At 64.9% G+C, this 22,417-nt stretch carries 19 protein-coding genes; 6 read left to right on the plus strand and 13 right to left on the minus strand.

Features of this window, described 5'->3' with window-relative positions; all coding sequences use genetic code 11:
* Positions 1 to 81: 81 nt before the first annotated feature.
* Positions 82 to 2,544, plus strand: coding sequence for a penicillin acylase family protein (locus tag CXR43_RS08130; RefSeq protein WP_103333497.1), 2,463 nt, complete (start codon positions 82 to 84; stop codon positions 2,542 to 2,544).
* Here CXR43_RS08130 and CXR43_RS08135 read toward each other — a convergent pair.
* On the minus strand, positions 2,541 to 3,548 hold the full coding sequence (locus CXR43_RS08135) for a TDT family transporter (RefSeq protein ID WP_103333498.1): 1,008 nt from the start codon (positions 3,546 to 3,548) through the stop codon (positions 2,541 to 2,543). The two genes, CXR43_RS08130 and CXR43_RS08135, sit on opposite strands and share 4 nt — an antisense overlap.
* Before the next feature lie 74 nt (positions 3,549 to 3,622).
* The gene (locus CXR43_RS08140) at positions 3,623 to 4,465 is read right to left on the minus strand and encodes a GNAT family N-acetyltransferase (RefSeq protein ID WP_103333499.1); all 843 of its coding nucleotides are present in this window, start codon (positions 4,463 to 4,465) and stop codon (positions 3,623 to 3,625) included.
* A 45-nt stretch (positions 4,466 to 4,510) separates the two neighbouring features.
* Here CXR43_RS08140 and CXR43_RS18175 point away from each other — a divergent pair, with 45 nt between their 5' ends.
* Entirely contained in the window at positions 4,511 to 4,633 is a 123-nt protein-coding gene (locus tag CXR43_RS18175) for a hypothetical protein (RefSeq protein ID WP_267134632.1), read from the plus strand.
* Positions 4,634 to 4,679: 46 nt separating this feature from the next.
* On the opposite strand, the gene CXR43_RS08145 is transcribed toward CXR43_RS18175, so the two are convergent.
* The 5 genes from CXR43_RS08145 to CXR43_RS08165 form a co-directional block, all read right to left on the minus strand.
* Entirely contained in the window at positions 4,680 to 5,765 is a 1,086-nt protein-coding gene (locus CXR43_RS08145; RefSeq protein WP_103333500.1) for an ABC transporter ATP-binding protein, read from the minus strand.
* A gap of 17 nt (positions 5,766 to 5,782) precedes the next feature.
* Positions 5,783 to 7,417 carry an alpha-amylase family glycosyl hydrolase gene (locus tag CXR43_RS08150; RefSeq protein ID WP_103333501.1) on the minus strand — a complete coding sequence of 545 codons (1,635 nt, stop codon included), beginning with the start codon at positions 7,415 to 7,417 and terminating at the stop codon, positions 5,783 to 5,785.
* 7 nt (positions 7,418 to 7,424) lie between these two features.
* On the minus strand, positions 7,425 to 8,567 hold the full coding sequence (locus CXR43_RS08155; protein ID WP_103333502.1) for a carbohydrate ABC transporter permease: 1,143 nt from the start codon (positions 8,565 to 8,567) through the stop codon (positions 7,425 to 7,427).
* Between the two features lies 1 nt (position 8,568).
* Positions 8,569 to 9,804, minus strand: a complete 1,236-nt coding sequence (locus CXR43_RS08160; protein WP_103333503.1) for a carbohydrate ABC transporter permease — start codon at positions 9,802 to 9,804, stop codon at positions 8,569 to 8,571.
* Positions 9,805 to 9,934: 130 nt separating this feature from the next.
* Positions 9,935 to 11,287 (minus strand): ABC transporter substrate-binding protein, encoded by a 1,353-nt coding sequence (locus CXR43_RS08165; protein WP_103333504.1) that lies wholly within the window; start codon positions 11,285 to 11,287, stop codon positions 9,935 to 9,937.
* 283 nt (positions 11,288 to 11,570) lie between these two features.
* Here CXR43_RS08165 and CXR43_RS08170 point away from each other — a divergent pair, with 283 nt between their 5' ends.
* Genes CXR43_RS08170 through CXR43_RS08180 form a run of 3 tightly spaced genes read left to right on the plus strand, consistent with a single transcriptional unit; the run spans position 11,571 to position 14,934 of the window.
* Complete coding sequence (locus tag CXR43_RS08170; protein WP_103333505.1) at positions 11,571 to 12,596, plus strand: substrate-binding domain-containing protein; 1,026 nt, start codon at positions 11,571 to 11,573, stop codon at positions 12,594 to 12,596.
* A 24-nt stretch (positions 12,597 to 12,620) separates the two neighbouring features.
* Entirely contained in the window at positions 12,621 to 13,949 is a 1,329-nt protein-coding gene (locus CXR43_RS08175; protein ID WP_103333506.1) for a GH1 family beta-glucosidase, read from the plus strand.
* Between the two features lie 10 nt (positions 13,950 to 13,959).
* Positions 13,960 to 14,934 (plus strand): glucokinase, encoded by a 975-nt coding sequence (locus tag CXR43_RS08180; RefSeq protein WP_103333507.1) that lies wholly within the window; start codon positions 13,960 to 13,962, stop codon positions 14,932 to 14,934.
* Between the two features lie 133 nt (positions 14,935 to 15,067).
* Here CXR43_RS08180 and CXR43_RS08185 read toward each other — a convergent pair whose 3' ends face one another.
* Both CXR43_RS08185 and CXR43_RS08190 read right to left on the minus strand, forming a co-directional pair.
* Positions 15,068 to 15,727, minus strand: a complete 660-nt coding sequence (locus CXR43_RS08185; RefSeq protein WP_103333508.1) for an alpha/beta hydrolase — start codon at positions 15,725 to 15,727, stop codon at positions 15,068 to 15,070.
* On the minus strand, positions 15,727 to 16,356 hold the full coding sequence (locus tag CXR43_RS08190) for a DNA-3-methyladenine glycosylase family protein (protein WP_103333509.1): 630 nt from the start codon (positions 16,354 to 16,356) through the stop codon (positions 15,727 to 15,729). Before CXR43_RS08190 ends, CXR43_RS08185 begins: the two co-directional genes overlap by 1 nt.
* Positions 16,357 to 16,455: 99 nt before the next feature.
* Between CXR43_RS08190 and CXR43_RS08195 the strand changes: the two genes are divergently transcribed.
* Positions 16,456 to 17,661, plus strand: a complete 1,206-nt coding sequence (locus tag CXR43_RS08195) for an MFS transporter (protein ID WP_103333510.1) — start codon at positions 16,456 to 16,458, stop codon at positions 17,659 to 17,661.
* 70 nt (positions 17,662 to 17,731) lie between these two features.
* Here the strand turns inward: CXR43_RS08195 and CXR43_RS08200 are convergent, their stop codons facing one another.
* From CXR43_RS08200 to cysS, 4 genes are all read right to left on the minus strand, one after another.
* A complete protein-coding gene (locus CXR43_RS08200) occupies positions 17,732 to 18,490 on the minus strand; it encodes a phytoene/squalene synthase family protein (RefSeq protein ID WP_103333511.1) in 759 nt (252 codons plus the stop codon).
* Positions 18,487 to 19,191 (minus strand): class I SAM-dependent methyltransferase, encoded by a 705-nt coding sequence (locus tag CXR43_RS08205; RefSeq protein WP_103333512.1) that lies wholly within the window; start codon positions 19,189 to 19,191, stop codon positions 18,487 to 18,489. Before CXR43_RS08205 ends, CXR43_RS08200 begins: the two co-directional genes overlap by 4 nt.
* Positions 19,188 to 20,822 (minus strand): citramalate synthase, encoded by a 1,635-nt coding sequence (cimA, locus tag CXR43_RS08210; RefSeq protein ID WP_168219781.1) that lies wholly within the window; start codon positions 20,820 to 20,822, stop codon positions 19,188 to 19,190. Before cimA ends, CXR43_RS08205 begins: the two co-directional genes overlap by 4 nt.
* 96 nt (positions 20,823 to 20,918) lie before the next feature.
* Entirely contained in the window at positions 20,919 to 22,340 is a 1,422-nt protein-coding gene (cysS, locus tag CXR43_RS08215; protein ID WP_103333514.1) for a cysteine--tRNA ligase, read from the minus strand.
* Positions 22,341 to 22,417 lie beyond the last annotated feature (77 nt).

Consider the following 22,417-nt stretch of genomic DNA (forward strand, 5'->3'; position numbering starts at 1 on the left):
ACATGCCTCCCTTCGCATTGCTCTTTTGTCTGCAATGCCTTAGGTAACAGGCCCACCTCTGCCGTCAAGAACAGGCCTTTTATGCTCAGTGTTTTCCGTTGGATGCTACGGTTGTTGACTGGGCTTGTGGCCCTTGGTCTGCTGTGCCTGATCGGGGTTTACTATTTTCTGGAACGCTCGATCCCGGATTACGCGGAATCCTTCACGATTGCGGGCCTTTCGGCCCCGGTCGAGATTTTGCGCAACAATGACAACGTGCCCCATATCTTTGGCGAAACCGACCGGGATGTGTTTTTCGCGCTTGGCTTTGCCCATGCGCAAGACCGGTTGTGGCAGATGACCATGCTGCGCCGCACCGCACAGGGGCGCCTGTCCGAAGTGTTCGGCAACCGCACCTTGAAGATTGACGAGTTGCTGCGCCGCTATGACCTCTACACCCTGTCGCTGCAATCGGTCGAGGCGCAGGATGCGCCCACCCGGCAGGCGCTGGAGGCCTATGCCGCCGGGGTCAACGCCTGGATCGGAGAGATCAATGCCGGGGCACGCGGCCGGGGCGCGCCGGAGTTCTTTTTCTTTTCCAACGAGATCGCCGCCTGGGCCCCCGCAGATTCCATCGCCATCCTCAAGCTGATGGCATTGCAACTCTCGGGCCATCTTGAGGCCGAGGTGCTGCGCGCCCGCCTGTCGATGCTGCTGCCGCCCGACCGTCTGCGCGATATCCTGCCCGATGATCCGGGCCAGGCGGTCACCGCCCTGCCCGATTATGCCAGCCTGATGCCGGGTGTGCAGCCCTCGACCGGCGCGCTGCGCATGGCGACCAATGACCCGCTGTCGCCGTTTCCCCGGGTCGATCTTGCCGGGGCGTCGAACGCCTGGGCCGCCGTGCCGGACCGTTCGGCAGCGGGGGGCACGCTGCTGGCCAATGACCCGCATCTGGGCTTCACCGCGCCGACGACCTGGTATCTGGCCCGGCTGGACCTGCAATCGGGCGGCGTGATCGGCGCGACCATTCCGGGCGTGCCCAGCATTCTGATCGGACGGTCGGCGGCAGTGGGTTGGGGGCTGACCTCTTCCTACGCCGATGATCAGGATCTGGTGATGGAAAAGCTCAACCCCGCCAATACCGAGGAATATGAAACCGCCCAAGGGATGAAGCCCTTCACCACCCGCCGGTCCATCATTCAGGTCAAGGATCAGACCCCGGTCACCATCACCCTGCGCTGGTCAGAGGCGGGGCCGGTCTTGCCCGGATCGCATTATGATCTGGCCTCGGTCACGCCCCCCGGCCATGTGGCAGCGCTGTCCTGGACTGCGCTTTCCGCGGCCGATACCACGATGACCGCGGCGCTGCGGGTGATGCAGGCGCGCTCGATCGATGATGCCATCGAGGCGGGCCGGTTGTTCGTGGCCCCGGCGCAGAATCTGATGCTGGCCGATGCAAATGGCATTGCGCTGCAGGTGATCGGCCAGATCCCGCTGCGCGACGCCGCCCACCCGACCCAAGGCCGGATGCCTGCGCTTGGGACCAACCCGGCCAGCCGCTGGCAGGGGATGATGCCCTATGACCGCAACCCGCGCGTGATCAACCCCACCAGTGGCATATTGGGCAATACCAACAACAAGACGGTGGACCAGCCCTTCCCCGACCACCTCTCTTTCCTCTGGGGCGATACCCAACGCATCCAGCGCTGGCTGGCGCTGATGCAGACGCGTGAGGTGCATACCCGCGAAAGCTTTATCGAGGCGCAGCTGGATACCGTCTCGCCCACCGCCCGCGCCATCCTGCCGCTGATCGGGGCCGATCTGTGGTTTACCGGAGAGGCCGCCGCCGATGGCACGCCCGAGCGCCTGCGCCAGCGGGCGTTGAGCCTGCTGGCCGAATGGAACGGCGAGATGAACGAACATCTGCCCGAACCGCTGATCTATCAGGCCTGGGTCCGCGCGCTGAATGACCGGCTGATCCGCGATGAGCTTGGGCCGCTGGCCGATACCATCACCCACCCCGATCCGGTGTTCATCGACCGGGTGTTCCGCAACACCGAAGGGGCCGGCATCTGGTGCGATGTGATCCAGTCGGCGGCGGTGGAAACCTGCGCCGATCTTGCGCGCATCGCACTGGACGAGGCGCTGATTCAGCTGACCGCCACCTATGGCCCCAATCCCGAAAGCTGGCGTTGGGGTCAGGCGCATGAGGCGACGCATGACCATCCGGTGCTGGGCGAGGTGCCGTTCCTGAAATGGTTCGTCAACATCCGCCAATCCACCAGCGGCGATGACCATACGCTGATGCGCGGCCGCACCAAGGGCACCGGGCCAAACCCCTATCTGAACGTGCATGGCGCGGGCTATCGCGGGGTCTATGACTTTGCCGATCCGGACTCTTCGGTCTTTGTCATCGCCACAGGCCAGTCGGGCCACCCGCTGTCGCGCCACTATGACGATCTGGGCGAACGCTGGCGGCGCGGCGATTATGTGCCGATGAGCCTTGACCCCGAACTTGCCCGCGCCGCCGCCGTGGGCAGCACCCGGCTGACACCGCCCTAGGCGGTTGCGGCATTGGTCTTTGCGGCCAATGTTCCCTGGGGCCACATCCGGATCACCCGCCAGGCAATCACCGGCACCGCGCCAAGCGCCAGCACGGTGATAACCACTCCTGCCAGCCCCCAGCCGTTGATCAGCAGGGCCGAGGCAAAGGCGGCCAGTGGAAAGGTGAAGGCCCCCCAGAGCGGGGTGAACCCGGCCTCAATGATCCAGCGCCCGGACACCGCCAAGGCCAGTGCGATCACACAGGCCAGCCCCAGCATGGCCTGCGCCAGCCCCGCCATCCCCAGCAACCCGGCGACAGAGGCAAACAGACTGGCCGGGGCCAGATGGATTGCCAGCAGCGGACGCAGCGGCGCGGGCGGAATGCGTTTGACCAACTGGCGCAGGCTGATCCCCCAGATCATGGCCGCCACCGGCATCGTGCCCCACAAGAGTCCGGCGGCCAGCCGCTCCCACCCCAGCGGCACCGCCGCCAAGGCCCCCACGATCGACCCGACAAAGGCCAGATGCCAGATCGGCGTCACCACCCGCCCTTCTGCCGGGGCGCGCCGCAAGCTGCGGATCATCAGAACCGCCAGCACTGTCTGCAGCGCAAGGCCAAGGATCAGCGCGCCCCGTGCCAGATCGGGATCAAAGAACCCCAGCACGGCCGCGCAGGCCAGACTGCCCACCGAAGCGGCAGCCAGCCCGGCGCGGCCCGGCAGGGTCCGCAGCTCTTCGGTCACCACGCCGGGGCGGCGGGCGATCTTGACGCAATAGGCCAGCGCGCAAAACAGCCACAGACCCAGCGCCACGCCCATCCCCAGATCGGCCGGGCCCTGCGGCAACTGCACCTCGATCAACGCGCGTTTCAACGCCAGTGACAGGCCCAGAAGCCCGAACACCACCGTAAACACCGCAGGCGGCATGCGCGCAAACAGCGGCAGTTTGCGCGGTGGAAACTCGGGGGGCGGAAACTTGGGCGGCAGTCTGTTGCCGCGCGGGCGGGTGGGGCGGGTCGGCATCAAGCACACTCCTGTTGGCTCCATGACTAAGCGCATAAGCGCAGCCGTTGCAAGCGCGCCCCGGGGCCCGCAGGCTACCCCGGCAGGACCAGACAGGTCGGCCCCAACCGGTGCAGCGCCGCCCCGCTGCCCAACTTGAAGCGCGCAAGCCCCATCGCCGCTTCGGTGTTGATATCGCCCAGATCCAGCACCGTCACCCCTTCGGCCCGCAGCGCAAGGGCCGCCTGCCACAGCAGCACCCGGTGCGCGCCCGCCGCCCGCGCCGCCGGATCGGCATGGCCCAGATGATAGGTCGCCCAGGTGCCATGCCGGATGAAGCACATCATCGCCGCGGCCCGTCCGCCCTGCCGCCAGTGCCACAGCCGCAAGGCCCCTGCCGGCAGCGCCTGCGTGAAGGCCCCCGGCAGCGCCCGATAGCCGCGCGCCTGACGCTGCGCCGCCTCTGCCGAAATCAGGGCGGCCAAACTGTGCAACGGGGCGACACCGGCCCGCACCCCGCGCCGTTCCGCCGCCCCCAGCGCGTTGCGCCATTTGCCCGCCATCCCGGCGCGCAGGTCATCCGGGCCGGGGCGCAGATCCCACAGCGCCACATGGCGCGGCGTCATCAACGGGATCATCCCCAGCCCCCCAAGATCCCGCTCTGGCAGGGCGATCAGCGCCGCCCCGATCCGCGCCAGACGGCGCAGCGCCCGACGTTGCAGCGCGGCCTCCGCCGCCTCTGCCCAGACCGGGCCCCGCAGACAGACGGCCAGCCCGGCCCGGCGCAGCAGCTGCACCCGGGCCAGAACCTGCCCGTCCACGCGCAGCTCCGCCCGCTCCAGCCGCGCGCCACAGGCCCGCATCGCCGCTGCATAGGCAGCACTTTGCTGTACGGCACCCGTGGCCGGAAAATCGGTGCAATCCCAATGCCATTTCATGGCACCGTTAACGCATATGAAACTGAATCATCGTTTAACGCCGCCATGCCACAGCCAAAGATCACCCCCCGCCTCGCCCCCACCCCCCGCCTGACACTCTGGGTGCCCAGCCTTCTGACCTCCGGTCTCGGGCTGGTGTTTCTGGCGGTGCTGGCCTTGGTGCCATAGCAAAAGGCCCCCGCTTTCGCAGGGGCCGTTGCTCAGGGGTCAGGCATCAGCGATGGCGCAGGCTGATTCCGTTTGCAAACAGATGCACCTTGGCCGGATCGGCCCCCAGCGCCACCGTGGTGCGGCGCACATCCGTGTGGATGCCGGGCAGCTTGGCCACCACCTGCGCCTCGCCGCCGGCGCGCTTGAAATACAAAAGCGTCACCTCCCCCAGGGCTTCGGTGATCTCGACCTCGCCCTTGAAGATCGGCGTGCCGGTGGTGGCCAGCAGATCCTCGGGGCGCACCCCGATGTTCACCTTCATCCCCATGTCGGCGGCCAGGGTCGGCACGGAAGACACCGCCTCGCCGCCATTGGCCAGCCGCACCCGGGTTTGCGCGCCGGTTTCCACCACCTCGCCCGCCATCAGGTTCATCGCCGGGCTGCCGATGAACTGCGCCACAAATTCGTTCTGTGGCCGTTCATAAAGCTCCAGCGGCGTGCCAACCTGGCTGATCCCGCCCCCCGCCAGCACCACAATGCGCGTGGCCAGCGTCATCGCTTCAACCTGATCATGGGTCACATAGATCATGGTCGAATTGGGCATCGATTCCTTGAGCTGCGCAATTTCCAGCCGGGTCGCCACCCGCAAGGCGGCATCAAGGTTCGACAGCGGCTCGTCAAACAGATAGACCTTGGGGTCGCGCACAATGCTGCGCCCGATCGCCACCCGCTGGCGCTGCCCGCCCGACAGCGCCTTGGGCAGACGGTCGAGGTAGGGTTCCAGCTGCAGGATCTTGGCCGCCTTGGCCACCGCCGCATCAATCTCGGCCTGGCTCTTCTTGGCGATTTTCAGTGCAAAGCTCATGTTGTCGCGCACGGTCATATGCGGATAAAGCGCATAGGACTGGAACACCATCGCAATGCCGCGCTGCGCGGGAGGCACTTCGTTCATGCGGTCACCATCAATGGTGAATTCGCCGCCGGTGATCTTTTCCAGCCCCGCAATCATCCGCAGCAGCGTCGATTTTCCGCAGCCCGAAGGACCCACGAAAACGATCAGCTCTCCCGTCTTGATATCAAGATTGATGTTCGACAGAACCGTGACCTCGCCATAGGCCTTTGCCACATTTGTCAGTTTCAACTCGGCCATATCCGGGCTCCCCTCCCTTATTCTTTTCGCATCAGACAGAAACCCCATGCGCCCAGCGTAACCTCGCCCGCCATTGCCGCGGTGGCCCCCAGATCGCCCCCGATCGCAGCCCAATTGCCTGCCGGCAGACTGACATGCGCCTGTTCTGCCCCAAGATTGAAGGCGCAGAAGATCTCTTCCTCGCCCACCCGCCGGAAAGAGGCCAGATCGCCATCGGCCACCAACCCCGTCAGATCGCCATAGCGCAACACCTCATGCGTCCGGCGCAGCGCCAACGCGCGGCGGTAATGGTTCAACATCGATGCCGGATCGCCATCCTGGGTGCTGACCGCCCGGTTCAGATGCGGCGCCTTCACCGGCAGCCAGGGGATGCCGTCGGAAAAGCCGCCATTGGCATTGTCGGCCGCCCAGGTCATCGGCGTGCGGGCCCCATCACGGCCCTTGAATTCGGGCCAGAATTCGATGCCATAAGGGTCGCGCAATTCCTCAAAGTCGATATCCGCCTCTGGCAGGCCCAGCTCCTCCCCCTGATACAGGCACAAAGACCCGCGCAGGCACATCAGCAAAACTGTGTAAGTCCTTGCTGCGGCGTCAGAAAGATCCCATCGCGTGATATGGCGCACCGTATCATGGTTGGAATAGGCCCAGCATGGCCAGGCATCGGGGGCCACCGCGTTCATCCGGGCAAAGGTTTCTTGCAGCAGATCGGCGGTCAGCCGCTTGGGCTGCAGCATCTCGAACGGATAGCACATCTGCACCTTGTCGCCGCCCGAGGTATATTCGGCCATGATCTCCAGACCGCGCTGCGCATCGCCAACCTCCCCCACCGCCGCTGCGCCGTAGGGGTTAAGAACTTCACGGAATTTCCGCAGGAATTCAAGGTTTTCCGGCTGGTTCTTGTCAAACAGGTGAAGCTGGTGGTTGTAAGGATTCACCCCCGGCGCGATGGAATCGTTGCGCAGGTCTTTCGGCAGCGCAGGATTGTCACGCAAGTATTTGTCGGCAAAATAGAAATTGATGGTGTCGAGGCGAAAGCCATGCACCCCGCGCTGCAGCCAGAACCGCGCCACATCCAGCAGCGCCTCTTGCACCGGCGGGTGATGCAGGTTCAGGTCGGGCTGGCTGGTCAGGAAGTTGTGCAGATAATACTGCTCGCGCCGCGCATCCCATTGCCAGGATGATCCGCCAAAGATCGCCAGCCAGTTGTTGGGCGGGGTGCCATCGCCCTTGGGCTCTGCCCAGACATACCAGTCAGCGCGCGGATTGGTGCGGTCGCGGCGGCTTTCCTTGAACCACGGGTGCTGGTCGCTGGTATGCGACAGCACCAGATCGATCATCACCTTCAGCCCCAGGTCCTTCGCCCGCACCATCAGCGCGTCGAAATCCGAAAGGGTGCCGAACATCGGATCGACATCGCAATAATCGCTGACGTCATAGCCGAAATCCTTCATCGGGCTGGTGAAGAACGGGCTGATCCAGACCGCATCTGCCCCAAGGCTGGCAATATGGTCCAGCCGTGCGGTAATGCCCTTCAGATCACCGATGCCATCGCCGTTGCTGTCCTGAAAACTGCGCGGATAGATCTGATAGATCACCGCTCCGCGCCACCAATTGGCATCGGTGCCGATCACGATTTGCTCTTGTTTGGCCATAAGTCTCTCACTTCACCGAGCCGGCCAGCAGACCGCGCACGAGGTATTTTTGCATTGCGAAGAACACCAGCAAAGGCACCGCGATGCTGATGAAGGCGGCAGTCGCCAGAATTTCCCAATTGCCGCCGCGCGTGCCCAGCAGTTCCACGATCTGCTTGGTCATCACCGTGGTCTCGCCACTGGAATCGATCAGGAACACCAGCGACACCAGCAGATCATTCCAGGTCCACAGGAACTGGAAAATGGCAAAGGATGCCAGCGCCGGAAAGGACAGCGGCAGGATGATCCGGGTGAAGATCTGGAAATCCGATGCGCCATCGACCTTGGCACATTCGATGATGTCGCGCGGCAAGCCGACCATGTAATTTCGGAGCAGGTATATCGCCAGCGGCAACCCGAAGCCGGTATGCGCCAGCCAGGTGCCCAGATAGCCCTTGCCGATGCCAATCTCGTTGTGCAGCTTGAGCAGCGGGATCAGCGCCAGCTGCAACGGCACCACCAACAGCCCGACAATCGCCGCAATCAGCAGCGCGCGCCCCGGAAAATCCATCCATGCCAAGGCATAAGCGGCAAAAGCTGCCACCACGATCGGGATGATGGTGGCCGGAATCGTCACCGTCAGCGTGTTGAAGAACGCCTTTGACATGCCATCGGTGTTGCTGGGTTCAAACAGGATGGCGCGGTAGTTTTCCAGCGTGAATTCGGGCGGGGTGGCGGCGGTGGCAAAGATGCGTGGCAGGCGCGTGCCTTGCGTGGTTTCCGGGCTGGACAGGACATAGGCACCATCCTCGGCCACGCTGAGCGTGACGCCATCATCCAGGTCTGCCACATCGCCGGGCGCATATTCCTTGGGTCGCACCGAAGACGTGCCCCAGGCGCTGACCGCAGCATCGGTGACGGCAAACAACCGTCCCTCGATGACAAAGCGGCCCTCCACCTCCACCTCATCGCCGCTGACCCGGATGGCCGGAGCCTGCCGCTCCTGCGTTGACAGCGCCGACCACCAGCCGGAGGTGGCGATCTGGTCCGCCGTGCGGAACGACGACACGAACAGCCCCAGCGTCGGGAACAGCCACAGGGCCACCAGAACCGCCATGGAAATATGCACCGCCCAGGTCAGCCCGGACTTTTGACCCACCACATTGTTCATATCAGCGCATCTCCTTGCGGGCGTTGTAGACGTTCCAGATCAGGATCGGCGTCACCAAGAGCATGATCACCATGGCCGCCGCTGACCCCACCCCCCAGTCATTGGCGCGGAACAGCTTGTCATACATGTAATTGGCCAGAACCTGGGTTTCCCACTGGCCGTTGGACATGGCAAAGACGATGTCGAACACCTTGAGCACAACAATGGTGATCGTGGTCCAGACCACCACGATGGTGCCCATGATCTGCGGCACCTTGATCTTGAAGAAAATCTGGAACGGATTGGCCCCATCGACAATCGCGGCCTCGATGGTGTCTTCGGGCACGCCACGCAGCGCGGCAGACAGGATCACCATGGCAAAGCCGGTCTGAATCCAGACCAGCACGATCATCAGGAAGAACGAGTTCCAGAACGGGATCGTCAGCCAGGTCTGCGGCACGCCATAGGGCAGGTCTGCGCCGATCAGGCCGAAGGCCGCGCGCAGCGCAACCCAGATCAGCCAGACCGCCACCGCAGCCCCCAGGATGCGCAACGGCACCAGTCCCGCCGCCGCACCCGACGGCCGGACCAGCGGCCGTATCAGCACCCAAGCCATCAGCCCGACCGCAAAGGCAAAGCCCAGCAGGCCCAGCACCGGCACAATTTTCAGAAACAGCACCGAGAGCGGCCCGCCCTCAAAGGCCAGCCAGACCGCATTCATGATGCCGATCTGCTCCTGATCCGCGGGCCTTGTGTCATAGACCAGCTTCCAGATCACTGCCGCCCCGACAAAGGATATCGCCATCGGCATGAAGATCAGCGACTTGGCAAGATTGCCCCAGCGGATGCGGTCCGACAGTTGTGCCGCCAGCAGGCCAAAGGCGGTGGACAGCGCCGGCACCACGATCAGCCAGAGCATGTTGTTGCGCAGCGCTTCCCAGAACTTCGGCTCGCCCGACATCTTGGCGTAATTGTCAAAGCCCACCCATACATAGCCGCCCCCCGGCACCCTTTGGGTCAGCGACAGGCGCAATGTTTCCACCACCGGATAGGCCAGATAGACCGACAGCGCGATCAGCGCCGGGGCAAGGAACAGCCAGGGCCGGATCATGTTGGCGCGGTTGATGTTGCGCCCCGCATTCGGGCCAGAGGCCGGATACAGCACCTTGTCCAGAAACAGGTTGGAAAAATAGAAATAGGCGACGCAGCCGCCGACCCCGATGACGATGGTGATCAACCCCTGAAGTGCCGGTGACATGGCGCCTCAACCTCCCCCTTGGTGATGTCCTGATCCGTGGCCGGTGTGCCCGGCTCTGCTGCGGGCCGCTGGCCCGCATGTCAGACGAAAATCCCCGGCGGCATTGCGGCCGCCGGGGTGGTGTCATCGGTTACTGCAACCCGTCCCAGGATTGCTGGATCGCATCGGCCACATCCTGTGCCGCGGCCCCGCCTGCGTAATCAACCATCCCGGTCCAGAACGACCCGGCCCCCACGCCGCCGGGCATCAGATCAGACCCGTCAAAGCGGAAGGTGTCGGCTCCCAGCAGGATCTCGCCCATGCCTTTGAGCGTATCATCGGCATAAAGGTCGATGTTCACCCCGGTATGCGGCGTCAGAAAGCCGGATTGCGCCATCCAGACCTCATGCGCGGCGGGCACTTTCAGCCATTCGATAAAGGCGCGGGCCGCCGGGCTGTCCTGCGTGATGCCAAACAGCGTGCCTGCGCCCAGCACCGGCTTGCCCAGATCCTTTTCCGCATAGGCCGGGAAATAGAAGAAATCGGCGTCCAGCCCCATTTCGGTGCCTTCAGGGAAGAAGGACGGGATGAACGAGGCCTGCCGGTGCATCATGCACTGCGGCGGCGAGGAGAACAGACCCTTGGGGCTGTCGCGGAAATCGGTGGTGGCCACCGCCCCCCGGCCCCCGGCAACGCGGCCCTCTTCGATGAACCAGCCGAACTCCTCGATGGCGGCCACAACTTTGGGATCGTTGAACTTCAGCTCATTGCTGACCCAGGCGTCATAATCGGCGGGCGTGTTGATGCGCAGCATCATGTCTTCCACCCAGTCGGTCGCCGGCCAGCCAGTGGCACCACCCGATCCCAGACCCACGCACCATGGCGTGACCCCATCGGCCACCATCTGCTCGGTCAGGGCCTTGAGATCTTCCATGCTTTCGGGCACGGCATAGCCCGCATCTTCAAAATTCTCGGGGCTGTACCAGACCAGAGATTTCAGATCGACCTTGTAGAAAAAGCCGAACAGGGCCGGGGTGCCATCGGGGCCGGGAAAGGTGGACAGATCCACCCAGGACTGGCCGGCCGCATAGTTTTCCTGAAAGAACGTGGCATCGGCCTCGGTCAGCGGGGCCAGTTGCCCCAGACGCGCCAGATCGGCGGCAAGGCCCGGCTGCGGAAACACCGAGATATTCGCGGCAGAACCGGCTTCGGCATCAATCCGCACCTGGGTTTCAAAGCTGTCGGACCCGACATATTGCACGTCCACGCCGGTGGCCGCCTCGAAATAGGCCAGCATCGACTCGACCAGCTCCTGATCCGGCCCCAGCCAGGGGCCAGCGATGGTCAGGGTCTGCCCTGCCAGATCGCCATGGGCCGCCTTGAACGCCTCATAGGACGCCCAGTTGAAGGCGCCTTCGCCGATCGGAAACTTCAGGTCTTGCGCCAGCGCGCCGCCTGCCACCATGCTCAGCGCCGCAACGCTGACGGTCATCTTCAAATTCATCTGCAGTCCTCCCGGATGACCCCGCCCGTCATCGCGGGGCGATGTGCCAACAGCGGCCAGCGACGATTGCACAGAATCGCCCCAAACCGCTTTGGATAGCGCACCTTTGCCCAAGCCCTGACACCTGTCAATCAGATGTGCCTGTTGCCGATGCAAAGCGCTGGTTTTGCAGGCGCAGCATCGGACTGAAACGATTACGAAGACGACGCTTTACCTTTGACCTCACCGCCCCGGCTGTCTAAGGTCGGCCCCGATTGAAACCGTTTTGGGTGCAACGGCCGCGATGAATCTGAAGGAACTTGCCTCCAGGCTGGGCCTCTCGCCCACCACCGTCAGCCGCGCGCTGAACGGTTATCCAGAGGTGAATGAGGCCACGCGCGAACGCGTCATGGCTGCGGCCAAGCGCCACAACTACCACCCCAACACCCGCGCCATCCGTCTGGCCACCGGGCGCGCCATGGCGGTGGGGCATGTGATTCCGGTCGCCACACGGCATGAAATCGTCAACCCGGTGTTTGCCGATTTCATCGCCGGCGCAGGCGAAACCTACAGCCGCAATGATTACGACATGGTGCTGTCGGTTGTGCCCGATGATCAGGAGGAAGCCGCCTATCGCGGGTTGAAATCCAAGGGCAATGTCGATGGGGTCATCGTCCACGCGCCCAAGCTGAACGATCCGCGCATCGCGCTGTTGCATGACATCGGCCTGCCCTTCGTGGTGCATGGCCGCGCCACCGGGGCCACGCTGCCCTACAGCTGGCTGGATGTGAACAACCGCCGCGCCTTTCAGCGCGCCGCCGAATTCCTGCTCGACCTGGGCCATACCCGCATTGCACTGGTCAACGGGCTGGAGTTCATGGATTTCGCCATCCGCCGCCGCACCGGATATGAGGCAGCGTTGACAGCGCGCGCCCTCACGCCTGACCCGGCCCTGATGGCCTCGGATGAAATGACCGAAATCGCCGGACACCGCGCCGCGCGCCGGATGCTGGCCCTGCCGGACCGGCCCACCGCCTTTCTGGTCGCGTCGATGATCTCGGGCATGGGGGTGCGCCGCGCGCTGGAGGAGGCGGGGCTGCAGATGGGCCGCGATATCTCGGTCATCATCCATGACGATGACCTGAGCTATATGAAGAATGGCGATGATGTGCCGATCTTCACCGCCACCCGGTCTTCGGTGCGCGAGGCCGGGCGGATGGCGGCAGAGATGCTGCTGGATCTCATCGCCAATCCGGGCCCGGTGCAGCAACGCCTGCTGGAGGCCGAGCTGATCATGGGTCAGTCCACCGGCCCCTGCCCCCGCGCCTGACACCTCATCTGAAAGACCGCCTCCATGTCCTTGTCACGCTTTGATTTTCCTGCCGGCTTTACCTTCGGGGCCGCCACTGCCGCCTATCAGATCGAAGGCTCGGGCTTCGGCGGATGCGGCCCCTGCCACTGGGACACATTCGCCGCCACCCCCGGCACTGTGGTGCGCGCCGAAGACGGGTCACGCGCCTGCGACCATTATCACCACTGGCCCGCCGACCTCGATCTGCTCCGGGCCGCGAATATGGATGCCTACCGCTTTTCCACCTCCTGGGCGCGGGTGATGCCCGATGGCGTGACGGTGAACCCCGAAGGTCTCGATTTCTATGACCGGCTGGTCGATGGCATGCTGGCGCGCGGTCTCAGACCGTTCCAGACGCTGTATCACTGGGAACTGCCCTCGGCGCTGGCCGACACAGGCGGCTGGACCAACCGCGACACCTGCGCCCGCTTTGCCGATTTTGCGGCAACAATCACCCAACGCCTCGGCGACCGCGTGGCCAGCATCGCCACCATCAACGAGCCGTGGTGCGTGGCCTGGCTGTCGCATTTCATCGGGGCCCATGCGCCCGGCCTGCGCGACATCCGCGCCACCGCCCGCGCCATGCACCACATCCTGCTGGCCCATGGCATGGCGGTGGAGCGGCTGCGCGGGATGGGGCAGCAAAACCTCGGCATCGTGCTGAACTTCGACCATGCCGAACCTGCGACCGGCAGCGCGCAAGACCAGCAGGCCGCCGCCCGCTGGGACGGCATCTTCAACCGCTGGTTCATCGAAGGCATCACCAGACAGGCCTACCCCGACATCGTTCTGGAAGGCCTTGGCCGCCATATGCCTGACCGCTGGCAAGACGACATGCCGCTGATCGGCCAGAAACTCGACTGGCTGGGCGTGAACTACTACACCCGCCATCTGCATGCGCATGACGCCGCCGCCGCGTGGCCCCATCTGCGCGATGTGCCCGGCCCCCTGCCGAAAACCCAGATGGGGTGGGAGATCTACCCTGACGGATTGCACCATTTCCTGACCCGGATGGCAAAAGACCATGTCGGCGACCTGCCGATCTATGTCACCGAAAACGGCATGGCCAATGCCGATCAGATCACGGATGGCACCGTTCCCGACCAGATCCGCCAAGACTTCCTCTTCGCCCATCTCGCTGCCACCAAGCGGGCCATTGCGGACGGGGCCAATGTCAAAGGTTTCTTCTACTGGTCGCTCTTGGACAATTACGAATGGGCCGAAGGCTATGAAAAGCGCTTCGGTCTGGTGCATGTCGATTTCGACAGCTTGGCAAGAACCCCGAAAGCCTCGTATCACGCATTGGCCCGGGCCCTTGCCCGCAACGACTAGGACGCCGCCCATGACCCTTTCCCTTCTTGCCGATATCGGCGGCACCAACACCCGCGTGGCCCTTGCCGATGGCGCACGGGTGCTGCCCGAGTCTGTCGCGCGCTTTGCCAATGCCGAGTATCAGGCGCGCGGCCAGGACATCGGCGATATCCTGGCCGATTACCTCAAGACCAGCGGTGAAACCGTCTCGGGCGTCTGTGTCGCCGCCGCAGGCCCGGTGCAGGACGGAGTGGCACAGATGACCAACCTGCATTGGGTGATCGACGCCGCCAAGCTGCGCGCCGCCACCGGGGCCGCCCGCACCGCCATCCTGAACGATCTGCAGGCGCAGGGTCAGGCGCTGGGCCATATCGCGCCGGAAAAGCTGCGCCCGGTCACCCAGGGCCCCAAGGCCCCGGGCGCGATGCTGGTGGTGGGCCTTGGCACCGGCGTCAACGCGGCCCCGGTCCATGGCAGCGGTGCGGCGCGCATCGTCCCGCCGTCGGAATGTGGCCATGTCAACATGCCGGTGCGCTGTGACGAAGATCTGGCCCTGATGCGCTTTGTGCAAGACCGGCTTGCCGCCCGTGGCGAGGTCGCGCATTGCGGCGTGGAAGAGGTGCTGTCGGGGCGCGGTCTGGTCACCCTGCATGCCTTTGCCGCGGCTCAGGCGCGGGTCGCGGCCGCCAGCTCATCGGCAGAGGTGTTCGACGCTCTGGAGGCCGGTGATCCCACCGCCACCCATGCGGCCAGGCTCTACACCCGCATCCTTGCCCAAACCCTGGCCGATCTGGCCCTGATCCACCTGCCCTATGCCGGCATCTATCTGATCGGCGGCATGGCCCGCGCGATGACCCCGTATTTCGAGCCTCTTGGCCTGACCGGAGCTTTCCGCGAAACCCGCCGCGTCGACCTGCTCGAGAACGACTTCTCGATCACGGTGGTCGAGGATGACTTTGCAGCCCTCACCGGCTGCGCGGCCTTTTTGCAGGCGCAATCGGGCTGACCCAGCCGCTGCCTGCCCGTATTACCTGTTCCCAAATATCCTCGGGGGTAGGACGCCGCAGGCGTCCAAGGGGGCAGACAGCCCCCTTCGCTCTTTTCAAAAGAACAATGCGGCCCCTCGCCGCGCCGCCAGATCACCCCGGCAGGCGCGCGCGCAGGAATTGCAAGGCCACGCCCAGCCCGTCCGGGGCGATGCCATGTCCGGTGCCTTCCATCACATGGCCGAACACCTCGAACCCCGCCGCCAGCAGCGCATCGCCCGCCAGCGACATATCGGCAAAGGGCACCACCGGGTCCTGATCGCCGTGGATCAGCAGCACCGGCGGTTTCACCCCCGCCTCTGCCGACAGCAGCTCGGGTGCCAGCAAGCGGCCCGAAATCGCCACCACCCCGGCCAGCGCAACAGCGCGGCGCGGGGTCACATGCAGGCTCATCATCGCCCCTTGGCTGAACCCGACCAGCGCCAGCGCCTCGGGGCCGATGCCCTCCTCCGCCATGATCCGGTCCAGAAACCCGTTCAGATCTTCGGCCGCGCGCAACAGCCCTGCGCGGCTGTCGGCCTCGCTCGACCCGTCAAGCCAGGGGATTGAAAACCACTGCCGGCCAAAGCCGTGGCCCGGCGTGGTCTCTGGCGCGTCGGGCGCATAAAAGACGGTACCGGGCAGATGCGGGGCCAGCGGGTCGGCCAGGCCCAGAAGATCCGCGCCATTGGCACCATAGCCATGCACGAAGACCACCAGGCTTGTCGCGCGCCCCGGTGCCGCCCCCCGCCGTTCCGATTGCAAGTCGCGCATCACATCACCCCTTCGCGTGCCTTTGCGACCCGGTAATAGGCCCAAAGCACCCGTGCCGCAACCGACCGCCACGGGCTCCACGCCTCGGCCATCGCCCGCAAGGCCTTTTCCCCCGGCCGAGCGTCCAGCCGGTACAAGATCCGCGCCGCCTCTTGCAGCGCCAGATCGCCGGGGGCAAACACATCGGCCCGCCCCAGCGCAAACATCGCATAGATCTCGGCGGTCCATGTCCCGATGCCCGGAACCGCCACCAATGTGGCAATCACCTGATCATCCGGCACCTGGCGCAGGGCGGCAAAATCAATCCCTGCCCGCGCCAGCGCCTGCCCGTAGCGCGCCTTTTGCCGTGACAGGCCGGCGCCGCGCAGCGCCTCTTCCCCGGCATCGGCCATCGCCTGCGCCTCGGTCAACCCCGCCGCCTCCAGCCGGGCCCAGATCGCGCGCGCCGACGCGACGGAAACCTGCTGCGACACGATGGCCGACAACAGCGCGCCAAAGCCATCCGCCTGCCGCCGCAACGGCAAAGGCCCGCACAGGGCCATGGCCTGCGCCATCCGCGCATCGCGCGCGGCCAGCCACGCCGCCCCTTCGGCCACGCAGTCCTCAGTCTCGATGATCCGTCCCACCATCGCGTCACCCTGCCCCGCCGCGCCTGCACTGGCAACCCGGAGATTGCGCCAAATCGCCCCTTGCCCGCCCCCGCCAAACCCCCTACCGCTTGAGCCATCATGACCCAGGATGCCCTCGCCCGCCGCAATGTGTTTGTCCTCGTCGCGGCGCAGGCCGTGCTGGGGGCGCAGATGCCGATGATCTTTACCATCGCCGGACTGGCCGGGCAAAGCCTTGCCCCCAATGCCTGCTGGGCCACCCTGCCCATCACCCTGACCGTGATCGGATCCATGCTGACCGCCACGCCGCTGTCGGCCTTCATGCAGCGCTTTGGCCGCCGGGCGGGTTTTGTCGCCGGCGCGCTTGGCGGTGCGCTTGGCGCGGCCATCGGGGCCTACGGCTTGATGACCGGCAGTTTCGTGCTGTTCTGCCTCGGCGGGCTGTTCACCGGCATCTACATGAGCGCGCAGGGCTTTTACCGCTTTGCCGCCGCCGATACCGCATCCGACGCGTTCCGGCCCAAGGCGATTTCCTGGGTGATGGCAGGCGGCCTGCTCTCTGCCGTGCTTGGCCCGCAACTGGTCAAGGCCACGGCCGAGGCGATGGTGGTCCCTTTCCTTGCAACCTATCTGGCGGTGATCGGGCTGAACCTTGCCGGCCTGTTCCTGTTCCTTGGGTTAAGGAGTCCCAAGCCGCAGCCCCCCGCCGCCGGTGCCCCGATCGGCCGGAGCCGCGCCGAACTGATCCGCACGCCCACCATCGCAGTCGCCATGATCTGCGCCACCGTGTCCTATGCGCTGATGAATCTGGTGATGACCTCGTCGCCGCTCGCCGTGGTCGGTTGCGGATTCGAAACCGCAGATGCCGCCGATGTCGTCACCGCCCATGTGCTGGCGATGTATGCCCCCAGCTTCATCACCGGTCATGTCATCGCCCGCTTCGGGGTGGAACGGGTGATCGCGCTTGGCCTGATCATCCTGGCCGGATCGGGGGCGGTGGCAATGTCGGGGGTCGCGCTGGAGAACTTCTTCGTGGCGTTGATCCTGCTCGGCATCGGCTGGAACTTCGGCTTCATCGGCGCCACCACCATGCTGACCTCGGCCCAACGGCCCGAAGAGCGCGGGCGGCTGCAGGGGTTGAACGACCTGATCATCTTTGGGGGCGTCTCGGTCGCCAGCTTTGCCTCGGGCGGGTTGATGAACTGCTCGGGCGGGTCGGTGCAAGCCGGATGGCAGCTGGTCAATATGGCGATGCTGCCGTTTCTGGTGGCGGCGGGGGGCGCGCTGATCTGGCTCTGGCTGCGCCCGCCCGAGATGCGGGGCTGACAGTGCCCTTGGGCCTGGGTGGGCGCGCGCGCCGCGCCGGGATCTTTGCCAAAGGGAAACATCGCAGGGCTTAGAACAGCCCTGTCGTTGCCTGCCAGAGCAGGCGGCCCCGGCGGGCAAAGTCTGACAGCTGCAAGCGGCCCTCGGCCACGGCTGCGGGGTCGCGCGCCGCCTGTTTCAGCAGCCCTTCGGCCTGCCAGCCGGCCAGCAGTGCCGGGCGCAAGCCGCGCGCCACGCCGGTCTTGCGCGCCGCGTTCAGCCGGATCAGCCCGCGCAGCGCCAGCTGGCTGACCGCCTGCGGCCGGCCATCGACCAGCGGCACGCGGCCGCGCGCCGCAAGCTCGGGAATGGCGCGCAGATACTGCGCCAGGGCTGCGGCCCAGCCATAGGCCCGCACCCCCGCCTCGGCCTCCGGCCCTGCCCCCAAGGCGCAGGCCGTCAGCCACATAAGCCCGGCCCCGGTATCGTCCAGATAGGCGTCCATCGCGGCCTGATCCTCGAACGGGTCGCGGTAGATGTCCCAGCGGCGCGCCTCGATCATCCGGTCGAGCACGTCGCGCGGCAGATCCGCCGCGCGGATCAGATCATGCAAGGGCCGCGCCACCTCATGCGCGCGGGGCTTTGGTTCCGCCACCACGTCGCGCCACCATTGCAGCCGCATCTCGGCAATCATCGGCTCGGTGCTGACCCAAGGCGCGCGGGCGATTTCAAGGTTGAGCGCATAAAGCGGCAACAGCCGCGCCCGTGCGCCCCTTGGGGCGGCCAGCACGGCGGCAAAGCGATCGGGGTCGCCGCGCTCCACAAGTGCTGCGCAGGCGTCCAGGCTCATGCCGGGCGCACCACGCTGAGGTAATAGCCGTAATCGCCGCCATGGCTGCGCCACAACTCGATCTCGGCCTGTGTCGCATCCAGCACTTCGGTCAGGGCCGCATCCGCGCCGGGCCGCAACGCCGCTACCCGGTCCGAGAGGGGGCCGTAATAGGCCTCCCACGCCGCAACACCCAGCCAGCGCGCGCCAAGGATACGGTAGCCTGCGGCTTCGATCCGGGCGATATGGCCCGGCACATCCATCATGCCCGGATAATCGCGGTCCCAGAATGCCCGGGCTGCCGGGGCCGGGCGCGGGGTCCGCCACAGACAGTCGGAAAACGCCACAGCGCCCTGCGGCGTCAGATGGGCGCGCCAAGCCGCCAGTGCGGCACTCACCCCGGGGCCATAGGCGGCGCCTGCCGACCAGATCAGATCATAGGCCCCGTCCGGAGCCAGCATGTCACCGACGCGCGCCACCACATCGGGCTGCTCGGCCCGGATACGGTCAATGAAGGGCGCGTGCAGGTCCAACCCTTCCAGCCGGGCGGCGGGGCGCTTTGCCCGCAAAAGCGCAAGATCCGCCCCGGGCCCGCAGCCCGCGTCCAGAATGCGCGCCCGCGCCTCGGTCCGGGCGACATCCAGCGCCCAGCCCAATGACTCTGCATCGCCCGGCGCCTCGCGCGGCAGGCCGGAATGAACGGTAAAGAACGCATCCGTCATTCCGCTGCCTCCTGTGCGGGCTGGCCCAGGTCGCGGATCAGCTTCCACTGGATCGCATCCAGAAGCGCCTCAAACGACGCATCCACGATGTTGGGGCTCACCCCCACCGTAGACCAGCGCCGGCCCTGATCATCCTCGGAATCGATGATCACCCGTGTCACCGCCTCGGTGCCACCTTGCGTGATGCGCACCTTGAAATCGACCAGCTTCATGCTGTCGATACAGTGCTGATAGGGCCCCAGATCCTTGGCCAGCGCCTTGGCCAGCGCGTTCACCGGGCCACGATCTGTGCCGGTCTCATCCATCGATTCGGAGACCGACAGCATCTTGGCATTGCCGATCTTGACCACCACCACCGCCTCGGACAGCGAGATCATCCGGTCATACTTGTTCTTGCGCCGCTCCACCGTCACCCGGTAGCGCTTGACCTCAAAGAACTGCGGGCATTGCCCCAGGGCGCGCCGCGCCAGCAGCTCAAAGCTGGCCTGCGCGCCGTCATAGGCATAGCCCTGATCCTCGCGCGCCTTCACCTCTTCCAGGATCTGCCCCAGCCTTGCATCCTTCGGGTCGACCACAATCCCCGCTTGCGCCAGTCGCGTGCGCAGGTTCGACTGCCCGGCCTGATTGCTCATCGGGATGATGCGCTCATTGCCGGTCACACCGGGCGGCACATGTTCATAGGTGGTGGGGTCTTTCAGGATGGCGCTCGCATGCAGCCCCGCCTTATGGGCAAAGGCACTCGCCCCCACGTAAGGCGCCGCCCGCAGCGGCACCCGGTTCAGGATGTCATCCAGCATGCGGCTGGTTTTCAGCAGCCCCGCCATGGCCTCCGGCGTGACGCCGGTGTCAAACCGGCTGGCATAGGGCTCCTTGAGCAACAGCGTCGGGATCAGCGACACAAGGTTCGCATTGCCGCATCGCTCGCCCAGGCCATTGAGCGTGCCCTGCACCTGCCGCACCCCGGCATCCACCGCCGCCAGCGAACAGGCCACCGCCATGCCGGTATCATCATGGCAATGAATGCCCAACCGGTCACCCGGAATGCCGGAGGCGATCACCTCGGCCACCACCCGGCCCACCTCGGCCGGCAAGGTGCCGCCATTGGTGTCACACAACACAATCCAGCGCGCCCCCGCCTCAAGCGCCGCGCGCAGACAGTCCAGCGCATAGGCCGGGTTGGCGCGGTAGCCGTCAAAGAAATGCTCGGCATCAAACAACGCCTCGCGCCCCTGCGCCACCACATGCGCAACCGAGTCCGCAATCGCCGCCCGGTTTTCCTCCAGCGTGCAGCCAAGGGCCGTGGTCACATGAAACTCATGGGTCTTGCCCACCAGACAGACCGCCTTGGTGCCGGCATCCAGCACCAGCGCCAGCACATCATCATTGCCCGCCGACCGCCCGACCCGCTTGGTCATACCAAAGGCGGTCATCACCGCCCGCAGCTTGGGGGCCGCCGAGAAGAACTCCGAATCCGTCGGATTGGCCCCCGGCCAGCCGCCCTCGACATAATCCACGCCAAGCCCATCCAGCGCCCGCGCGATCATGACCTTCTCGGCCACCGAGAACTGCACCCCTTGCGTCTGCTGCCCGTCGCGCAGGGTGGTGTCGTAAAGATACAACCGCTCACGCATGACTGGCTCCATTATCTGTTCTCAAATATCCTCGGGGGGAGTCGCCGCAGGCGACGGGGGGCAGACAGCCCCCCCGAATTTTCGTAGAAAATTCGTTCACTTCAACGCCTCCAGCTTGGCGGGGTCAAAGTTTGGGCCAGGAATAAGTTCGATCTCTGTCTGAGACATCTGCACTTTTACACCTGCATCCGCGAGTTGAGATTTAAGCAAATCGACGGCAGAAAAATCTTTGGTCGTCTTTGCCTCAGCGCGCAGCGAAATCAGGCGTTGGGTCCAATCGTAAATCTTGGCATCCGCTGCTTTCAGGACACTCTGCATGGCCTCGAAGCGCTCAAAGGGGATCAGTCCAAGGAAGTCCAGCGTTGATACAAACTCATTCCACTCAGCCTTTCCAAGAAGTCTGTCCACTTCGACAAGTGCAAGATGAGTGTTAAGGTCATCACTCAAAGCGTCGATGACTTGAGTTGCAACTCTTGTCTTTCGTGCCACCTCAAGATCGGCGAACCGTGACCCGATCATCAGATAGTCCCGAAGCTTACTCCCCGCCGTGACAGCCTTTTCGCTCGTCCAGTCCATCGGACTGCGGTAATGCGTCATCATAAAGACATAGCGTATCTCTGCACCCGACGTGTCGTCGTCCAGCAAGTCCCGCACCGTAAAGAAGTTGCCCAAGGACTTGGACATCTTCTTGCCCTCGACCAGCAGCATCTCATTGTGCAGCCAAGTGCGCGCAAAGCCCTGCGGTTTGCCGGCCGCATCCGCCTCGCAGCCATGGGCGCAGCAGCTTTGCGCGATCTCGTTTTCATGATGCGGGAATTGCAGGTCCAGGCCCCCGCCGTGAATGTCGAAGGTCTCGCCCAGCAATTCGCGGCTCATGGCCGAGCATTCGATATGCCACCCCGGCCGGCCAAAGCCCCAGGGGCTCTCCCATCCCGGCACGCCCGGCTCTGACGGCTTCCACAGCACGAAATCCATCGGGTCTTCCTTGAACGGGGCCACCTCGACCCGGGCGCCCGCGATCATGTCATCGACCGACCGCCCCGACAGCGCGCCATAACCCGCATAGGACCGCACCCGGAACAGCACATGACCGTTCGCCGCATAGGCATGGCCCTTGGCGATCAGCCCATCGATCATCGCGATCATCGCGCCGATATATTCGGTCGCGCGCGGCTCATGATCGGGGCGCAGCGCTCCCAGCGCATCCATATCGGCGTGATACCAGCCGATCGTCTCATCGGTAATGGCGCGGATATCGCGCCCCGTCTCCGCCGCCTTGGCGTTGATCTTGTCATCCACATCCGTAAAGTTGCGCACATAGGTCACGTGCTCCGCGCCATAGACCTGCCGCAACAGCCGGTAGAGCACATCAAACACCACCACGGGCCGCGCATTGCCCAGATGCGCCCGGTCATAAACCGTCGGTCCGCAGACATACATCCGGACATTTTCCGCATCAAAGGGGACAAACTCCTCCTTGCGATGGGTCATTGAATTGGTCAGCCTGATCGTCACCATATCCGGTCCCCTTTGCACGGCACATTCCCGGCGCGGGGTCTGGCAACGGTCCTCAATGGGGGGATGTTGACAAGCGC

The organism is Pseudotabrizicola formosa (genome assembly GCF_002900965.1).
Classification (GTDB): Bacteria; Pseudomonadota; Alphaproteobacteria; order Rhodobacterales; family Rhodobacteraceae; genus Pseudotabrizicola; species Pseudotabrizicola formosa.

Excerpts from the sequence above, each read along its gene's own strand:
- CXR43_RS08130 (WP_103333497.1), top strand. The coding sequence starts at position 82 with ATGCTCAGTGTTTTCCGTTGGATGCTACGGTTGTTGACTGGGCTTGTG.
- CXR43_RS08135 (WP_103333498.1), bottom strand. The coding sequence starts at position 3,548 with ATGCCGACCCGCCCCACCCGCCCGCGCGGCAACAGACTGCCGCCCAAG.
- CXR43_RS08140 (WP_103333499.1), bottom strand. The coding sequence starts at position 4,465 with ATGAAATGGCATTGGGATTGCACCGATTTTCCGGCCACGGGTGCCGTA.
- CXR43_RS18175 (WP_267134632.1), top strand. The coding sequence starts at position 4,511 with ATGCCACAGCCAAAGATCACCCCCCGCCTCGCCCCCACCCCCCGCCTG.
- CXR43_RS08145 (WP_103333500.1), bottom strand. The coding sequence starts at position 5,765 with ATGGCCGAGTTGAAACTGACAAATGTGGCAAAGGCCTATGGCGAGGTC.
- CXR43_RS08150 (WP_103333501.1), bottom strand. The coding sequence starts at position 7,417 with ATGGCCAAACAAGAGCAAATCGTGATCGGCACCGATGCCAATTGGTGG.
- CXR43_RS08155 (WP_103333502.1), bottom strand. The coding sequence starts at position 8,567 with ATGAACAATGTGGTGGGTCAAAAGTCCGGGCTGACCTGGGCGGTGCAT.
- CXR43_RS08160 (WP_103333503.1), bottom strand. The coding sequence starts at position 9,804 with ATGTCACCGGCACTTCAGGGGTTGATCACCATCGTCATCGGGGTCGGC.
- CXR43_RS08165 (WP_103333504.1), bottom strand. The coding sequence starts at position 11,287 with ATGAATTTGAAGATGACCGTCAGCGTTGCGGCGCTGAGCATGGTGGCA.
- CXR43_RS08170 (WP_103333505.1), top strand. The coding sequence starts at position 11,571 with ATGAATCTGAAGGAACTTGCCTCCAGGCTGGGCCTCTCGCCCACCACC.
- CXR43_RS08175 (WP_103333506.1), top strand. The coding sequence starts at position 12,621 with ATGTCCTTGTCACGCTTTGATTTTCCTGCCGGCTTTACCTTCGGGGCC.
- CXR43_RS08180 (WP_103333507.1), top strand. The coding sequence starts at position 13,960 with ATGACCCTTTCCCTTCTTGCCGATATCGGCGGCACCAACACCCGCGTG.
- CXR43_RS08185 (WP_103333508.1), bottom strand. The coding sequence starts at position 15,727 with ATGCGCGACTTGCAATCGGAACGGCGGGGGGCGGCACCGGGGCGCGCG.
- CXR43_RS08190 (WP_103333509.1), bottom strand. The coding sequence starts at position 16,356 with ATGGTGGGACGGATCATCGAGACTGAGGACTGCGTGGCCGAAGGGGCG.
- CXR43_RS08195 (WP_103333510.1), top strand. The coding sequence starts at position 16,456 with ATGACCCAGGATGCCCTCGCCCGCCGCAATGTGTTTGTCCTCGTCGCG.
- CXR43_RS08200 (WP_103333511.1), bottom strand. The coding sequence starts at position 18,490 with ATGAGCCTGGACGCCTGCGCAGCACTTGTGGAGCGCGGCGACCCCGAT.
- CXR43_RS08205 (WP_103333512.1), bottom strand. The coding sequence starts at position 19,191 with ATGACGGATGCGTTCTTTACCGTTCATTCCGGCCTGCCGCGCGAGGCG.
- cimA (WP_168219781.1), bottom strand. The coding sequence starts at position 20,822 with ATGCGTGAGCGGTTGTATCTTTACGACACCACCCTGCGCGACGGGCAG.
- cysS (WP_103333514.1), bottom strand. The coding sequence starts at position 22,340 with ATGGTGACGATCAGGCTGACCAATTCAATGACCCATCGCAAGGAGGAG.